Source organism: Phytoamicus setariae (assembly GCF_016722925.1).
Lineage (GTDB): Bacteria > Pseudomonadota > Alphaproteobacteria > Rhizobiales > Rhizobiaceae > Rhizobium_E > Rhizobium_E setariae.
The window spans coordinates 50,156-66,501 of the sequence record NZ_JAEQNC010000007.1 but is presented as its reverse complement, the minus strand read 5'-3'; the positions used below and the strand labels follow the sequence as shown (position 1 = coordinate 66,501).

The 16,346-nt window shown below is 59.0% G+C and carries 13 protein-coding genes; 9 read left to right on the top strand and 4 right to left on the bottom strand.

Features of this window, described 5'->3' with window-relative positions:
- The first annotated feature begins 124 nt into the window (after positions 1-124).
- Together mgrA and JJB09_RS13925 are read left to right on the top strand one after the other, a co-directional pair.
- On the top strand, positions 125-1,177 hold the full coding sequence (gene mgrA, locus JJB09_RS13930) for an L-glyceraldehyde 3-phosphate reductase (RefSeq protein ID WP_201659091.1): 1,053 nt from the start codon (positions 125-127) through the stop codon (positions 1,175-1,177).
- 211 nt (positions 1,178-1,388) lie between these two features.
- Positions 1,389-2,999, top strand: a complete 1,611-nt coding sequence (locus JJB09_RS13925) for a glycoside hydrolase family 43 protein (protein WP_201659088.1) — start codon at positions 1,389-1,391, stop codon at positions 2,997-2,999.
- Between the two features lie 55 nt (positions 3,000-3,054).
- Here the strand turns inward: JJB09_RS13925 and JJB09_RS13920 are convergent, their stop codons facing one another.
- Both JJB09_RS13920 and JJB09_RS13915 read right to left on the bottom strand, forming a co-directional pair.
- The gene (locus JJB09_RS13920; RefSeq protein WP_246748722.1) at positions 3,055-3,294 is read right to left on the bottom strand and encodes a hypothetical protein; all 240 of its coding nucleotides are present in this window, start codon (positions 3,292-3,294) and stop codon (positions 3,055-3,057) included.
- Between the two features lie 144 nt (positions 3,295-3,438).
- Entirely contained in the window at positions 3,439-4,392 is a 954-nt protein-coding gene (locus JJB09_RS13915) for a zinc ABC transporter substrate-binding protein (protein WP_246748721.1), read from the bottom strand.
- A 114-nt stretch (positions 4,393-4,506) separates the two neighbouring features.
- On the opposite strand from JJB09_RS13915, the gene JJB09_RS13910 reads away from it, so the two are divergent.
- The 5 genes from JJB09_RS13910 to JJB09_RS13890 all read left to right on the top strand — a co-directional run bounded on the left by JJB09_RS13910 (position 4,507) and on the right by JJB09_RS13890 (position 12,226).
- Positions 4,507-5,409, top strand: a complete 903-nt coding sequence (locus tag JJB09_RS13910; RefSeq protein WP_201659085.1) for an ATP-binding cassette domain-containing protein — start codon at positions 4,507-4,509, stop codon at positions 5,407-5,409.
- Positions 5,402-6,214: an iron chelate uptake ABC transporter family permease subunit gene (locus tag JJB09_RS13905; protein ID WP_201659081.1), complete on the top strand. Its 813-nt coding sequence runs from the start codon at positions 5,402-5,404 to the stop codon at positions 6,212-6,214. Before JJB09_RS13910 ends, JJB09_RS13905 begins: the two co-directional genes overlap by 8 nt.
- Before the next feature lie 5 nt (positions 6,215-6,219).
- A complete protein-coding gene (locus JJB09_RS13900; RefSeq protein WP_343229033.1) occupies positions 6,220-6,618 on the top strand; it encodes a Fur family transcriptional regulator in 399 nt (132 codons plus the stop codon).
- Between the two features lie 104 nt (positions 6,619-6,722).
- Complete coding sequence (locus JJB09_RS13895; RefSeq protein WP_201659078.1) at positions 6,723-9,083, top strand: heavy metal translocating P-type ATPase; 2,361 nt, start codon at positions 6,723-6,725, stop codon at positions 9,081-9,083.
- Positions 9,084-9,199: 116 nt separating this feature from the next.
- On the top strand, positions 9,200-12,226 hold the full coding sequence (locus JJB09_RS13890; RefSeq protein WP_201659075.1) for an EAL domain-containing protein: 3,027 nt from the start codon (positions 9,200-9,202) through the stop codon (positions 12,224-12,226).
- 4 nt (positions 12,227-12,230) lie between these two features.
- Here JJB09_RS13890 and JJB09_RS13885 read toward each other — a convergent pair whose 3' ends face one another.
- Positions 12,231-12,758, bottom strand: a complete 528-nt coding sequence (locus tag JJB09_RS13885) for a gamma carbonic anhydrase family protein (protein ID WP_201659071.1) — start codon at positions 12,756-12,758, stop codon at positions 12,231-12,233.
- A gap of 195 nt (positions 12,759-12,953) precedes the next feature.
- Between JJB09_RS13885 and JJB09_RS13880 the strand changes: the two genes are divergently transcribed.
- Together JJB09_RS13880 and dusA are read left to right on the top strand one after the other, a co-directional pair.
- Positions 12,954-13,646, top strand: coding sequence for a YjbE family putative metal transport protein (locus JJB09_RS13880; RefSeq protein ID WP_201659068.1), 693 nt, complete (start codon positions 12,954-12,956; stop codon positions 13,644-13,646).
- Positions 13,647-13,851: 205 nt separating this feature from the next.
- A complete protein-coding gene (gene dusA, locus JJB09_RS13875; RefSeq protein WP_201659065.1) occupies positions 13,852-14,892 on the top strand; it encodes a tRNA dihydrouridine(20/20a) synthase DusA in 1,041 nt (346 codons plus the stop codon).
- A 4-nt stretch (positions 14,893-14,896) separates the two neighbouring features.
- Here dusA and JJB09_RS13870 read toward each other — a convergent pair whose 3' ends face one another.
- A complete protein-coding gene (locus JJB09_RS13870) occupies positions 14,897-16,333 on the bottom strand; it encodes an FAD-binding oxidoreductase (protein ID WP_201659062.1) in 1,437 nt (478 codons plus the stop codon).
- Between the last annotated feature and the right edge of the window lie 13 nt (positions 16,334-16,346).

Sequence of the window (16,346 nt, the reverse complement as noted above, 5' to 3'; positions counted from 1 at the left end):
CGCAGCAGTTAGGGTATTGTGGGCCGCAAACAAAACTGCGGAGTGCCGTGGACCGAGCTTGCGCCCCTGGAGACGTGCGGAGTAAGACGTCTCATACAAATCATACTTTTGGGAGAGATACGCCATGGCCTGGCAACCAGCCGAAAATCGCTACGAGAAAATGAAATACAACCGGCTGGGCAAGAGTGGCCTGAAATTGCCGGCCATTTCGCTCGGCCTCTGGCACAATTTCGGCGGCGACACACGCCACGAACTGAAGCGCGAGATCTGCCGCACTGCGTTTGATCTGGGCGTCACCCATTTCGACCTTGCCAACAATTATGGCCCGCCTGCCGGCAGCGCCGAGACGGCATTCGGCGAAATCCTGCGCACCGATTTTCGTGACTATCGTGACGAGCTGATCATTTCCTCCAAAGCCGGTTACGATATGTGGCCGGGCCCGTATGGCGAATGGGGCAGCCGCAAATATCTCATCGCCTCCTGTGATCAGAGCCTGAAGCGCATGGGTCTCGACTATGTCGATATCTTTTACTCCCACCGCTTCGATCCGGATACGCCGCTCGAGGAAACCATGGGAGCCCTTGATCACATTGTGCGCTCGGGCAGGGCACTTTATGTCGGAATATCCTCCTACAACGCCAAGCGCACACGCGAGGCCTACAAGATCCTGAAAGACCTCGGCACGCCTTTCGTCATCCACCAGCCAAGCTATTCGATGATCAACCGCTGGATCGAGGAAGATGGGCTGGTCGATACACTCGAAGACCTCGGCCTCGGTTCGATCGTGTTTTCGCCGTTGGCGCAGGGTATGCTGACTTCGAAGTATCTCGGCGGCATTCCGGAAGGCAGCCGCGCGGTGCAGGACAAGTCGCTCAACCCGGCTTTCCTCAACGACAAGAATGTCGAGAATATCCGCGCACTCAATGCGATTGCTGAAAAGCGTGGCCAGACGCTGGCGCAGATGGCGCTCGCCTGGGTGCTACGCGGCGGTCGCATCACGTCCGCGCTGATCGGTGCCTCGAAGCCCAGCCAGGTGGTCGATTGCGTCGCCGCGATCGACAATCTCGATTTCTCCAAGAGCGAGCTGGCCGAAATCGACAAGTACGCCAAGGAAGCCGATATCAACCTCTGGGCAAAATCGTCCGAACGCGAAGGCCCGGCACGCAAGAAGAAGTAGTCTACGTATCTTCTGCGGACCCGCCCACTCATCCAGCCTGCGGCTACCTTCTCCCCGATGGGGAGAAGAAAGAGCTGTTTCGACTTCCTCACAAGCAGGGACGTTTGAGAGGGTGGATGATGGAGCCGAAATTTCCTTCTCCCCATCGGGGAGAAGGTGGCCAAAAGCCGGATGAGGGGGAGTCTGCCGGCCGTATTGAGTGGGAGATTTCATGATCAAGAACCCGATCCTGCCAGGTTTCAATCCTGATCCGTCAATAGTGCGGGTCGGCGAGGACTACTACATCGCCACGTCGACTTTCGAGTGGTATCCGGGCGTTCAGATTCATCATTCACGCGATCTGGCCAACTGGACGCTGCTCACACGGCCGCTCAGCCGCGAAAGCCAGCTGGATATGCGTGGCAACCCCGACAGTTGCGGTGTCTGGGCCCCTTGCCTGTCTTATGCAGACGGATTGTTCTGGCTGGTCTACACCGACGTCAAGCGGTTCGACGGTTCCTTCAAGGATGCGCATAACTATATCGTGACTGCGGAAAAGATCGAAGGACCGTGGTCCGATCCGATCTATGTCAACTCCGCCGGCTTCGATCCGTCGCTGTTTCACGATGACGATGGCCGCAAGTGGTTCATTCAGATGCAATGGAATCACCGGCCGGAGGCGCACAACACCAATGGCTGGCACACGGCGTTCGACGGCATTCTGTGCCAGGAATGGGACCCGGTCGACAAAAAGCTGATCGGGCCGCGCTTCAATATTTTCGGCGGCACGGATCTCGGGCTGGTCGAAGGTGCCCATATCTTCAGGAAAAACGGCTGGTACTACATATGCGCGGCGGAAGGTGGAACCGGCTATGAACACGCCATCACCATGGGGCGTTCGCGTTCGGTTCTAGGGCCCTATGAACTGCATCCGGACAAATGGCTGGTAACGTCGAAGGATGCACCGGACGCGGCGCTCCAGCGGGCTGGCCATGGACAGTATGTCGAAACGCCGGATGGACAAGCCTACCATACCATCCTTTGTGGGCGGCCATTGCCACCTCTCAAGCGCTGTACCCTCGGGCGCGAGACAGCCATCCAGAAATGCGTATGGGGCGAGGACGGTTGGTTGAGGCTCGAGCAGGGTGGGCTCGTTCCTGTCATAAACGTGCCGTCTCCGACCGGTGCGTCGACACAGTCGCCGCCAAGCCAGGTCTCGACGGATTTCGACAGTGAACAGCTTCCGATCGAGTTCCAGTGGTTGAGAACTCCCCGACCGGAACGACTTTTCTCGCTGAGCGAACGGGCAGGGCACCTTCGTCTGCATGGGCGGGAAAGCATTGGCTCCTGGTTCGAGTTTTCGCTTGTCGCACGCCGGCAGGAGGATCATTCGTTCCGCGCCGAAACCGTTGTCGAGTTTGATCCGGACACATATCAGCAGGCGGCAGGGCTGACCCACTACTATAACCGCTACAAGTTCCATGCTCTGGCTGTGTCATGGCACGAAACGTTGGGAAGGGTGCTCGTCATCCAGTCTTGCCCAGGTGACTATCCGTCGGGAAATCTCACCTTCCCGATTGGCAGCGGCATTTCATTGCCGGCCGGACGGATCCACCTTGCTGTCGAAGTGCGTGACAACGACCTGCAGTTCTTCTGGCATGCAGACGGAGAAGCAGAATGGCAGCAGATCGGCCCGATCCTTGACGGCGGCGTAGTGTCGGATGAAGGCGGGGTTGGCGAACACGGTTCCTTTACGGGAGCCTTTGTCGGCATGTTTGCCTATGACATCAGTGGGCGCGTGCAAGCCGCTGATTTCGATCATTTCTCTTATACGAGACTTTAACGACAAAACCCGGCGGATTGATCCGCCGGGTTTTGCAAATGGATGCAGCCGGAAATTAGTTTGCGTAGCGCATGCCGGCGCGAACTTCCTTGATTGCAAGGCTGATCAGCGAACGGGCCTTGGCCTTGTGGCCGCCCTTGTTGTCGGTGGCGCGTGCGAGGAAAGTATCTGCAGCGACCAGATGATCGAGAGCGGACTTCATGTTCGGTTGAGCAGCAATGGCGGTAACGCCTGCGCCGCCAACGATGCCGATTGCCATGGAGATAGCGACGATTGCAGGGGTCTTGATCTTCATATGTGGTTCCTTTCCTGATTCGATTTTCATCCGAACGTAGAATTGTGACCGAAGCTTCGTCAACTGATGTTTGCCGTAGCCCTATATAATGCCCCCGCTACGAGCGAGCCGCGTCCTTCTCCCGTCGCTGCCAAGAGCGTTGAATCAGCTGGTTTCGAGGCAGTCCCGGAGTGACTTGGCGATCCCAAGCATCATCTCGCCATAGAGGCCTTCGCCAGCTTTCAGCGATCCGGCTTCCGGGTCGAGCGTGCCGGTCTTCGCATCGGTGCCTTCGAGAACCACTGCAATCAGCTTCGGCTCGAATTGCGGTTCAGCAAAGACGCAGGTGGTTTTCAGCGCCTTGACCTTGTCGTGGATTTCACTGATCCGGGCAGCACCCGGCATGGCTTCCGGCGACACGGTGATAGATCCCGCCACCGCCACGCCGAATTCCTTCTCGAAATACTGGTACGCATCGTGGAAGACAATAAACGGCTTGTCCTTTACCGGAGCGATAGTGCCGGCGATTTCCGTGGCGAGGGCGTCGAGACTGTTGTTCAGATTTTCAAGATTCTTGGCGTAATGCTGGGTGTTGCCGGGATCGATGTCGATCAAGGCCTTTTCTATTTCGGCGGCTATTGCCTTGGCGTTGGTTGTGCTCAACCAGAAGTGCAGATCGACCTCTTCACCATGATCATGTGCGTCGGCTTCGTGGCCGCCGGTTGCATGGTCTTCGTCGGCGTGGGGTTCGAAGGTTCCGCTTTCGCGGGTCGGCAGTTTAACAAGGCCCGGTGCGTCGTCGAGTTCGACAATCTTTGCCTTGCTTCCGAGTGATTCCAGTGGCTTTTCGAGGAACTTTTCCAGATCGTGGCCAACCCAGAAAACGATGTCGGCGCCCTGCAATCTGCCCGCATCGGACGGTTTCATCTGGTAGGTGTGCGGTGAAGCCACGCCATCGACGATCAGGCCCGGTTCGCCCACGCCTTTCATGATCGATGCGACCAGCGAATGGATCGGTTTGATCGACACGATCACATCCGGCGCCGCATATGCGGCTGCGGTCTGCGCTGCAGCCAGCAGTGCGGTCGCAAACAGTGTCTTCAACATTCTGGACGGCATGAGCATGATCCTTGTTGTCTTTTGGGATACTTGATGTGTAATGTTATTACATTCATTGCGTTATGCTATAACGTACGCTATATCCACTGCCAAGCCCCGAATATGGAAAAATTCATGCTCAAGCGCACAGAGGAAAAAGAACGACTCGTCGGTCTCGACAATGCCGGCTCCAACAGGCAAGGCCGGTGGCTGGTGCGTGGCGTGTCCTTCGAGATCAAACGCGGCGAGATCGTCACCCTGATCGGCCCGAACGGTTCTGGAAAGTCGACATCGGCGCGGATGGCGCTGGGACTGGTGCGACCCGACGAAGGTCTGGTGACGACAAGATCCGACCTGCGTGTCGGCTATGTCCCGCAGAAGATGTCCATCGACCGCACCATGCCGTTGACGGTCGAGCGACTGATGACGTTGACGGGTTCGCCGAGCCGCAAGGAAGTCGCCGATGCCCTCGCTGAAACAGGAATTGCCCATCTCGCCAAGGCTGAAGTTCAGCATCTCTCCGGCGGAGAGTTCCAGCGTGCGCTCTTGGCGCGCGCGATTGCCCGCAAGCCGGACCTGCTGGTGCTGGACGAACCAGTCCAGGGCGTCGATTACAACGGCGAGATCGCGCTATACGAACTGATAGGTGAAATCCGCGATCGATCCGGCTGCGGCGTTCTGCTGATTTCGCATGATCTGCATGTGGTGATGGCGGCGACCGATACCGTCGTGTGCCTCAACGGCCATGTCTGTTGCACCGGCACGCCGGAAATGGTTTCCCAGAGTGCGGAGTACCAGCGTCTGTTTGGCGTCCGTGGTTCGGGTGCGCTTGCCATCTACACCCATCACCACGATCACACCCATCTGCCTGACGGACGAGTGCTGCACCAGGACGGTTCCGTGACTGATAGCTGCCATCCGGACGATGGCCATCACCACGGACACGATCATCAGCATGGAGCCGACTGCTCCTGCGGTCACGACCATAGCCGTCTCGTTCTGCCCAAGACCATTTCGAAAGATGCCAACGATGCTTGATGACTTCTTCACCCGCGCCATTGTTGCAGGTGTTGGTATTGCGCTGACAACCGGCCCCCTCGGCTGTTTCATCGTCTGGCGGCGTATGGCCTATTTTGGTGACACAATGGCCCATTCGGCACTGCTCGGCGTGGCGTTGTCGCTGTTGCTCAACCTCAACATCATGATCGCCGTCTTCGTGGTGGCGACCTGCGTGTCGTTGCTGCTGCTGCTGTTGCAGAAGGCCGGTACACTGTCGGCGGATGCGCTGCTTGGCATACTCTCGCATGCGTCCCTGTCAGTCGGGTTGGTTATTCTCGCCTTCATGACGTGGGTCCGTGTCGACCTCGTCAGTTTCCTGTTCGGCGACATTCTCGCCGTCAGCGAAGCTGACATCGATATCATCTGGGGCGGAGGGATTCTCGTCTTGCTGGCGCTTGTCTATCTCTGGAAGCCGCTGATTGCCGCAACAGTTTCCGAAGACCTCGCTGAGGCAGAAGGCATGAAGCCGAAGCAGGCACGGCTGATCTTCATGCTGCTTCTGGCGCTGGTGATTGCCATCGCCATGAAGATTGTCGGCATCCTGCTCATCACGTCGCTGCTGATCATTCCGGCCGCCGCCGCTCGTCGTTTTTCGACCTCGCCCGAGATCATGGCAGTTCTCGCCGCCGTGATTGGCGCCGTGGCTGTGGTTGGCGGCCTCTATGGCTCACTGACGTTCGATACGCCCTCCGGTCCGTCGATCGTGGTGGCAGCGCTTGCCCTTTTCGTACTCAGTCTGATGCCTGTTCCCAGCAGGCGACATGCCGGCCAGGAAGGACGTTGACGATGATCGCGCAACCAGAACTTACCCGGAATCAGTCGTTGGTATTGTCGGCGCTCAGCGGCACCGGTGGCCCGCAAAGCGCCTATGATATTCTCGACCGGCTAAGGAGCGACGGTTTTCGTGCTCCCTTGCAGGTCTATCGCGCCCTCGACAAGCTGATGGAGTTCGGACTTGTTCATCGGCTGGAAAGTTTGAATGCTTTCGTTGCCTGCTCCGATCCCCATGACCATGCTGCGCATGCGCACGGGGTCACCGCCTTCGCCATCTGTGAAAGCTGCGGGCAGGTCACCGAGTTTCATGATCACACCATCGAAAATCGACTGAAGGAATGGCAGGCTGCCACGCATTTCAAGCCCGAAAAGACGACGATCGAAATACGAGGCGCTTGCAAGGCGTGTGCTTGATATGGAGCAAGCTATCCTAACCTAAATGGGTTGGGTACGAGCATCGCCACGCCGCCTGAAATTTAGGGGTGTGGAATGCTGCGGTTTCTTGCTAGGTAATACCCATGAAAACGCACGACAACCACTCCACGGACGGCCTATTCGAAATGCCGTCCACAAGTCCGGATGCAGCGACAACAGTCGATCCGGTCTGCGGCATGACGGTAAAACTTGGTGTCGGCAAGCCAAGTCTGAAGCATGAAGGGGTCGAATACCATTTCTGCAGCGAGCGTTGCCACACGCGTTTCGCCGCCGATCCATGGTTCTATGTCTCCGGCCATTCGAAGAACAAGCCCAAACAGGCCAAGGTGGCACAGCAATATACGTGCCCCATGGATCCCGAAATCATTCGTTCGGAACCGGGAACCTGCCCTATCTGCGGCATGGCACTTGAGCCGATGAACCCTGCCGAGATCGACGGCCCCAATCCGGAGCTCGTCGACTTCACGAGACGGTTCATCGTCAGCGCCGCTTGCTCCATCCCGCTGCTCGTCCTTTCCATGGGGCCCATGATCGGCCTGCCTGTCCGCGACTGGATCGGCCACGAACTGGCTCCCTTCGTCGAGCTTCTGCTGACTGCACCGGTCGTGCTCTGGGCGGCATTGCCTTTCTTCGAGCGTGGCTGGGTTTCGATCCGTACCGGTCACCTCAATATGTGGACGCTGATCACGCTCGGCGTGATCGCAGCGTTCGGCTATAGCGTCGTGGCGACGCTTGCGCCGCAACTTTTCCCGCATGATTTTGCCGGACACATGGGCGAGGTGCCCGTGTATTACGAGGCAGCTGCGGTCATCGTCACGTTGGTGTTCCTCGGGCAGATCCTTGAACTCAGGGCTCGGGCACAGACGGGAGAGGCGATCCGGGCGCTGTCCCGGCTTGCGCCGGATACCGCCAGGCGCATTCAGCCCGACGGGACAGAATTCGATGCGCCACTTGAGAACATCCTTCCAGGCGATCTCCTGCGAGTTCGTCCGGGGGAGGCTGTGCCTGTCGATGGTGATGTCACCGAAGGTCGCTCCACCGTCGATGAAAGCATGATCACCGGCGAGCCGGTGCCGGTCGAAAAGGAAGTGGGCTCACCTGTCACCGGCGGCACGATGAACCGTGCCGGCCAGTTCGTCATGCGGGCCGGGCACGTCGGCTCAGATACCCTGCTTGCTCGTATCGTCGGCATGGTCGCCGAGGCGCAGCGGTCTCGCGCGCCGATCCAGAAGCTGGCCGACCGCGTATCTGCCTGGTTCGTGCCCACGGTGGTGATGGTCGCCATTGCCGCATTCGGGCTCTGGTTCGTCTACGGGCCGGAACCATCGGCGATCTATGGCCTTGTCGCGGCCGTCTCTGTGCTGATCATCGCCTGCCCATGTGCGCTCGGGCTTGCCACACCCGTTTCAGTGATGACGGCAACAGGCAGGGGGGCTGGTGCTGGGGTCCTCGTGCGCGATGCCGCAAGCCTGGAGAGGTTAGCGGCGGCAGATACCCTGATCATCGACAAGACCGGTACGCTTACACTTGGACGACCCACTCTCGGCTCGGTTATTCCGGTGTCGGGCATGGATGCCAAAACAATCCTGGCATACGCAGCGTCACTCGAAAGCGGCTCTGAACATCCGATCGGCGAAGCGATTGTCGAAGGCGCCAAAGAGAAGGGCTTGCAGATCTCCCGCGTCGACGATTTCGAGGCGATCAACGGTAAGGGCATTTCAGGTACGGTTGGGGGCACGCGCCTGCTGCTCGGTAACGAGACGCTAATGCGGGATAATGGTCTCGACCTTGCAGACACGCTGGAAATGGCCGACACGATGCGGGACCTGGGCCAGACAGTGTTCTTTTGTGCGGTCGATGGCGAGGTTGCCGCGTTACTGTCGGTCACCGACCCGGTCAAGCCGGATGCCAAGGCCATGGTTGCCTCGCTGACAGCGGCCGGTATGCGGGTCATCATGGCCACCGGCGACAGCGCCGTCACGGCCTGGCACGTGGCGCGAGAACTCGGCATTGCCGAGGTGCATGCCAGCCAGTCTCTCGAGGACAAGAAGGTGCTTGTCGACGGGTTGAAGGCAGGAGGACGGATCGTCGCCATGGCTGGCGACGGTATTAACGATGCGCCTGCACTTGCGTCGGCCGATATCGGCATTGCCATGGGCACCGGCGCAGATGTCGCGCTCAAGAGCGCCGGCATCACCCTCGTTCGTGGTGAATTGGCGGGCGTGATGCGCGCCCGCACCCTTGCGCAGGCCACCATTGCCAACATCAAGCAGAACCTCTTCTTTGCCTTCGGCTACAACGCCGTCGGCGTGCCCCTTGCAGCCGGAATTCTCTACCCATTCACCGGAACGCTGCTGTCGCCGATGATCGCAGCGGCAGCCATGAGCCTGTCATCCGTTTCAGTTGTATTCAATGCATTACGCCTGCGGCGGGCAAGTATCTGACAATATTATGCATCAACGTTTCGTTGGGCGCAGGTGATTGTTTTCCGGGTTAATTATATTTCAAGTAGTATTCGTTACTGATCAAAGGAGGGGAAAAATCGCACGGAGAGGCGATCTTGTGGCAATTGATGGACGGCCCGTTCGGGGCGAAGATCATCGACGCGGTGCGCGGATCGAATATTCGATTCCGCAATAAGGTCATGCTGGGGGTGGGCATATCAATGGTTGCCGCCCTGCTTTCGGGCCTGAATGCGATGGTCAACGTTCGCAGGGTCGAGGCATCGGTGAATTTTTCCGCGATGTCAGCGTCGCCATTGCTTATCGGTGTATTCTCGCTTTCCGAAAGCTATCAGAAGCTGCAGGGTATTTTCGATCCCGTCGTGAAAAATTGTGCAAGTCTCGAGGATGCCTCCCGCTATTTGGAACAATCGCAGAAAAGCCAGTACGTCAAGCTGGTCGAACTGCACAGGTTTGCCGGCAAGGCAAAGGCATCGACCGAACTGGCGCGCTACCAGTTTGCTGGCGACAAGATTTTTCAGACCCGCCGTGGCCTTCTCGATGTCTGCCGGGCAAGCAATCAGACAAAGAGCAGCATAGATTCCGCGGAAACCTCGCTCCACTCATCAGCCAATCTGATCGTTGTCGAGGCGACGATGAACATCGTCATGCTGGAAGCACGGCTTCGCAAACAGCATACGGGAATGACGATCGTGCAGGGCGAGGCGGATAGGGCGATTGCGCTCGATCGGCAGACGCGGGAAACGTGGGATTACCTCCGCGACTTCTATCGCCTCAAGATTCTGGTGACCGATTTGCTTACAGTCGGTTCTTTGCTGCACAACACCAGTTCGATGTTCGAGCTGGAACGTTTGCGCAAGGCCTACTGGACCAAGATTTTGGCGATCGAGAAGAATGTCGCTGGCCTAAAGCGCTACTTCGACGCCGGATCACGGCAGAAGGAGTTCGAGAAACTGACGTTCCTCACCGAAGAGACCAAGCGCATGTCGCAGACTGCGCCCGAGTCACTCTTCAATTCGCAGGAACAACTGTTCAACAACGAAATGCAGAAGCAGTCGCTGGTGACAAGGTTGCAGCGAGAGCAGGGACAGTTTTTCGTCGCGCTGACAAACATCATGGACGTCGCTCAGCGTGTCAATCGCAATGCCCAACTCAAGACTGAGAGCGATGCCAATATCGCCAACTGGCAAATTGCCATCGGCGTCATCATTGGCGCTGTGCTTGCATTGTTGATCGGTCTGTTTCTGAAGCGTGCGGTAACGACACCGCTGGAAATGCTCAGCGACAATATCAGCGATGTCGGCCTTGCCAAGCGAGGCGAGGCAAATGCCGTCGATGCCGACCTCCTCAAGCGGCGCGACGAGATCGGCGATCTTGCCAATCAGTTCGCGCGGACTTTTGCGGCACTTTCCAAGGCTCGGCAGGAGTTGCAGGAAGAGTCGCGAGCCGCAGTCGCTTTGCAGCGCGACCGATTGCATGGCGCGATCGAAAACATGCCGCAGGGACTCTACATGCTGGATCGCGACGGCAAAATCATCATTGCCAATCGCAGGCTCTATGAACTCTACAACATAGACCAGGGTTCGGAGCTGCTCGGCATGCAGGTTGCGGATTTCATCGTGCTGTGTCGGCTGCGAAGCGCAGGCATTCGCCGGACAGTATCGGAAGAGGCGCTTCCCGACCTGACCAAAAAGGGCGTTGGTTATCATACATCGCAGCGGGTGGTGGAGCTCGATGACGGCCGCATGATGACCATGACGGTGATGCAGCTCCCTGATGGCGGCCACGTCGTGACGCACGAGGACATCACGGAAAGGCAGACTGCCAGCGCTCAGATCGCACATATGGCGCTTCACGACAGCTTGACTGACCTGGCGAACCGCACCTTGTTCCGCTCCCAGATCGCACGCCACGCAGCATCGGAAGGATCATCGGAAACCGCGCTGCTGTTTCTTGATCTCGACCGTTTCAAGATCGTCAACGATACACTCGGCCATCCGGTGGGAGATGCGCTTCTGGTACAGGTCGCGCACCGACTTCGGACGGCGCTCGCGGACAATTGCTATGCTGCCCGGCTCGGCGGCGACGAGTTTGCGATCCTGCAGACCGGCGCAGACCAGCCGCAAGGTGCGGCGACCCTTGCTGCGGAACTGATCCAGCGGATTTCCCAGCCCTTCGACGTCGATGGCCACCACATCATTATCGGCACGTCGATAGGTATCGCCATTGCGCCGAGAGACGGCATGGACGGTGACGAACTGTGCAAGAACGCAGATCTTGCCCTCTATTGCGCCAAACAGGATGGCAAGGGGCAATTCAGCTTTTTCGAAGCTGATATGGACCGCAAAGTACGCGACTGGCATGAGATGGAGCACGATCTGCGCGAAGCGATTGCCGCCCATCAGTTCGAGCTTCACTACCAGCCGCTGGTCTCCTTGCGGGATGACTCTACGGTGGGCTTCGAAGCGCTGCTGCGATGGCATCATCCACGCCGCGGCCTGGTGCCGCCAGCAGAGTTCATTCCAGTCGCCGAGGAAGCCGGCCTCATTCATGAGATCGGTACGTGGATCCTCGAGACCGCATGTGCCTTTGCGACAAAGTGGCCCGAGCAGATCAGCGTCGCCGTCAACATTTCGCCGCTTCAACTCGGAAACGGCCAGTTGCCGTTCACAGTCGCAAGCGCGCTGTCGAAATCAGGCCTGGACGCTGCGCGGCTGGTCCTGGAGATAACCGAAGGCGTGTTCCTGAACGACAGCGACCAGACCGTCACCGCGCTCAATCAGATCCGTGCGCTCGGCGTGCACTTTGCCATGGATGACTTCGGCACCGGCTATTCGAGTCTCAGCTATATCAGGCAATTTCCCTTCAAGAAGATCAAGATCGACCAGAGTTTTGTGCGAGGCATGCTCGAAAACCCTGAATCGCTTGCCATCATCCGTGCCGTCACCAACCTTTGCCAGGACCTTGGCATGATCGCAACCGCCGAGGGCGTGGAGACGCCGGCGCAGGCACAGGCGCTTAAGCTACTGGGTTGCGGGCTTGCCCAGGGATATTACTTCGGCCGGCCGATGCCGGCGGCCGAGACATTCAGGCTGTTTCGACACGACAACAGGCTGGTCGGCTAGCAGATCAGATCGGTCGGAGATCTGCCTTGAAACGCTTCCAGTTTCGCACGTAGCTCTCGGCTGATTTCCTCAAGCCGTCGATGGCTTTTTCGTCAAGCGTGCGGATGGCGCGTGCCGGTGCGCCGACGATCAGAGAGTTATCGGGGAATTCTTTGCCTTCTGTGACCAATGCATTGGCGCCCACCAGGCAATTGTTGCCGATTTTGGCCCCATTGAGCACAGTCGCCCCCATGCCGATCAGGGAGTTGTCGCCGATCGTGCAACCATGCAAGATCGCATGATGGCCGATCGTGCAGCCGGTGCCGATGGATACAGGAAAGCCGGGGTCGGTGTGCACCATCGTTCCTTCCTGGATGTTGGTGCCGGCGCCGATGGCAATCGTTTCGTTGTCGCCCCGGAGCACCGAGCCGAACCAAATTCCGACATCGTCGCCGAGCGTTACCTTGCCGATGACATGCGCATCGGGCGCCAGCCAGTAATTGTCGCCTGCCGGCGTGGAGGGTCTGTCCTGTGCGAGCGCATATAGTGGCATTCTGGTCCTCTCCGACTGGTTGTCTGCATCTGGTCGGCGCGTGGCATTGCCATCGTCAGACATTGATTTATACAATGCTCTGAAATTTCATGCCATTGTCGCGAATGCAAGCCATGGTCGCGGTTGACAGCCGACGTTTTTCCGTCCTAGTGGCACGCTATTCCAAGATTGCGCAAACCGGAGTCCCTAAGCCCTATGTTTGGTATTGACTACGCGGCTCTCGCCGCATTCGGCCAGGTGATTATGATCGACCTGGTTCTTGCCGCCGACAATGCCATTGTCATCGGACTTGCCGCAGCTGGACTTGCGCCGGTTCTTCGCAGAAAAGCGATCCTGATCGGCATTCTGGCCGCAACCCTGCTGCGTATTGTCTTTGCCATCGGCACGACCTGGTTGATGCAGATCATCGGCCTGATCCTGATTGGCGGCCTGCTGCTGCTCTGGGTATCATGGAAGATGTACCGGGAATTGACGGTCAAGGAGCAGGACATCGTCAATGCCGAGGAAGCGCTCTCAGATACCGACGTCAATGCCGACGGCACCGTCGGAGGCAAGAATGGCACCAAGACGTTGCGGCAGGCGGTCATCCAGATCATCGTCGCCGATATTTCGATGTCGCTCGACAACGTCCTTGCAGTGGCCGGTGCTGCCAAGGATCACCTCGGCGCGCTGGTCTTCGGCCTCGGCCTCTCGGTGGTGCTGATGGGCGTCGCCTCTGCATGGATCGCCAAGCTGTTGCACCGTTACCGTTGGATCGCCTGGGTTGGTCTGGTCATCATCCTCTACGTCGCGATCAAGATGATCTACGAAGGGGCGGATCAGGTTCTCGGCCATACCCTTCCGGCCATTCCGCTGCTGAAGAGTGCGGCACCGGCGCTGTTGCCCTGATTGATCTATAATCGCCGTTTGAAAACGCCAGGCAATCCAGGTTGCCTGGCGTTTTCCGTCTCAGGACTGGACGTGCCGATGTCGTTCCATATTATTTCAGGCTGAGCGATCGTGGTTCCATTCCCTCCGTCATGAAAAAATCCATCTCGCTTCGTCTGCAATTGCGATGTATAGGGGCGCCAGGACGATCAGGTTGAATGTGGACATGCAGGCAGTTCAGGACAGCGCAGCAAGCGTGAAGGCGGACGGTTATTTCGGCCGGCCGGTATTTGCCGTGGCCCCCATGATCGACTGGACCGATCGCCATTGTCGCTATCTGCACCGGCTGCTGACGAAGAACGCAGTTCTCTATACCGAGATGATCGTTGCCGATGCCGCCATCCACGGCAAGCGCGAACGACTGCTCGGCTACGACGCTTCCGAGCATCCTGTGGCGCTGCAACTGGGCGGTTCCGACCCTGCAAAGCTCGCCGAAGCGACCCGGATCGGTCTCGATTTTGGCTATGACGAGATCAATCTTAATGTCGGCTGCCCCTCGGATCGGGTTCAGTCCGGCACCTTCGGGGCCTGCCTGATGCAGACGCCGGATGTGGTGGCGGCCTGCATTGCCGCGATGAAGGCGGCATCCTCCGTTCCCGTCACGGTGAAATGCAGGATCGGGGTGGACGAGCAGGATCCGGAAACGGCGCTCGACGCGCTGGCAGAGCGCGTCCTCGATGCCGGTGCCGACGCGCTGTGGGTGCATGCCCGAAAGGCGTGGCTGAAGGGGTTGAGCCCCAAGGAAAACCGCGAGATCCCGCCGCTGGATTACGATCGCGTCTATCGGCTCAAGCAGAAATATCCAAATGTTTTCATTGGTATAAACGGCGGGATTGCCGATCTGAATCAAGCCGCTGAGCATTTGATCCATGTCGACGGCGTCATGCTCGGGCGCGCTGCCTACCACACGACCGCAATTCTCGCTGATGTCGACCATCGCTTCTTCGGGGCACCCGCAGCCGAGCCTGATTGGCACTTTGTGCGCGATGCGATGATGGAGTATGCCGACCGGCATATCGCTGCAGGCGGGCGGCTCGGCAACATCACCCGCCATATGATTGGTCTGTTCGTCGGCATCGACGGCGCCCGCCGCTATCGCCAGATCCTGTCCACAGATGCCAATCGACCTGGCGCCGGACCCGAGGTGATCGCCAGTGCCTTTGCCGCTGTGGGGATCGGCGGCGCCATGGAAGACGCCGCCGAATAGCAGCTCAATGGGCCATGCCCATGTCTGGCCGGATGTTCTGGTTCATCCGGAACATGTTCTGCGGGTCGTAGATCTTCTTGATCCGCGACAGGCGCGCATAGTTGCCGGCATAAGCCGATTCCACCCGATCGGTTTCATCAGCCGGCATGAAGTTGATATAGGCCGTGCCGGCAGAATACGGCTTGGCCGCCTCGAACAGATCGCGCGCCCAGCCGATGCAGATCTTGTCCATCGCCGGATCGCGCCAGCGCCCATGCACATTCATGACGAAATGCGAACTGCGTTGCGGGAACGCCGTGGCATCAATGGCCATCCGGCCGGCAGCGCCGCCGACATGACCGACGAAGATCTCGCATTCCGGTCCAGGCAGCTTGCGGACGGCATCGAGCAGGACATCGATGGCTTCATCCGGTAACGACATGAAGTCGTGACTCTTCCAGTAGTTGCGCGCACCGGGCTGCAGCAGTGGATCGAAGGCTTGCTGCCATGCGGGGAACGGGCAGGGGGCGACGACGTCGGCGATCGGCTTGCCGATGCCGCGCAGCCGGGCGCAGGCCTGCTCGGCCTTTGCCATGTCGCCGCAATAGCACATGGCGAGCGCCAGGATTTCCTTGCCGTGCCACGCTTCGGGCAGGAAGGGCAGCGGCGGTGCCTTGCGCATGACGGCCCAGCAGGTCAGTTCGTCAGGGGCCATTTCCAGCGCCCGACGATATTCGTCCAGCACATGGCGCGCGTCGTCGAAGGGATGCACCACCAGTCCGGCCATCACCTGCGGACCGAGTTCGTTGAGTTTGAACTCGAAGGAGGTGACAATGCCGAAATTGCCGCCGCCGCCGCGCAACGCCCAGAACAGATCCGTGTTCTGGGTGGCGCTTGCCTTGAGCATCCGCCCGTCAGCGGTGACGACGTCGCAGGACATCAGGCAATCGAGTGTCAGGCCGAACTTGCGGGTCGTCCAGCCGAAGCCGCCGCCGAGCGTCAGGCCGGCGATGCCGGTGGTGGAGTTGATGCCGGTGGGGATCACCATGCCGAAGGCTGCGGTTTCCTTATCGACATCGGCAAGCGTCGCGCCCGGTCCGACCCAGGCCCGCCGCGCCGCGACATCGACGCGTACCGAGTTCATCGGTGAAAGATCGATCATCAGCCCGCCGTCGCAGACGGCGTTGCCGGCAATGTTGTGGCCGCCGCCGCGAACGGCAACGAGCAGGTTGTTGTCGCGAGCAAGTTCCACGGCGTGGATGACATCCGCGGCACCGAAGCACTGGACGATCAGCGCCGGTTTGCGGTCGATCATGGCGTTCCAGATCGTGCGTGCCTCGTCATAGCCGGCATCACCCGGCATCAGGACGCGGCCGCGCTCCTGCATGGCGAGCGCTTCGATGACCGCGCCGCTGACCGTGGTCATGCCAGTCTGCAATGTTGTGAGCTTTGCGTCGTTCATGAGGGGGTCCTCC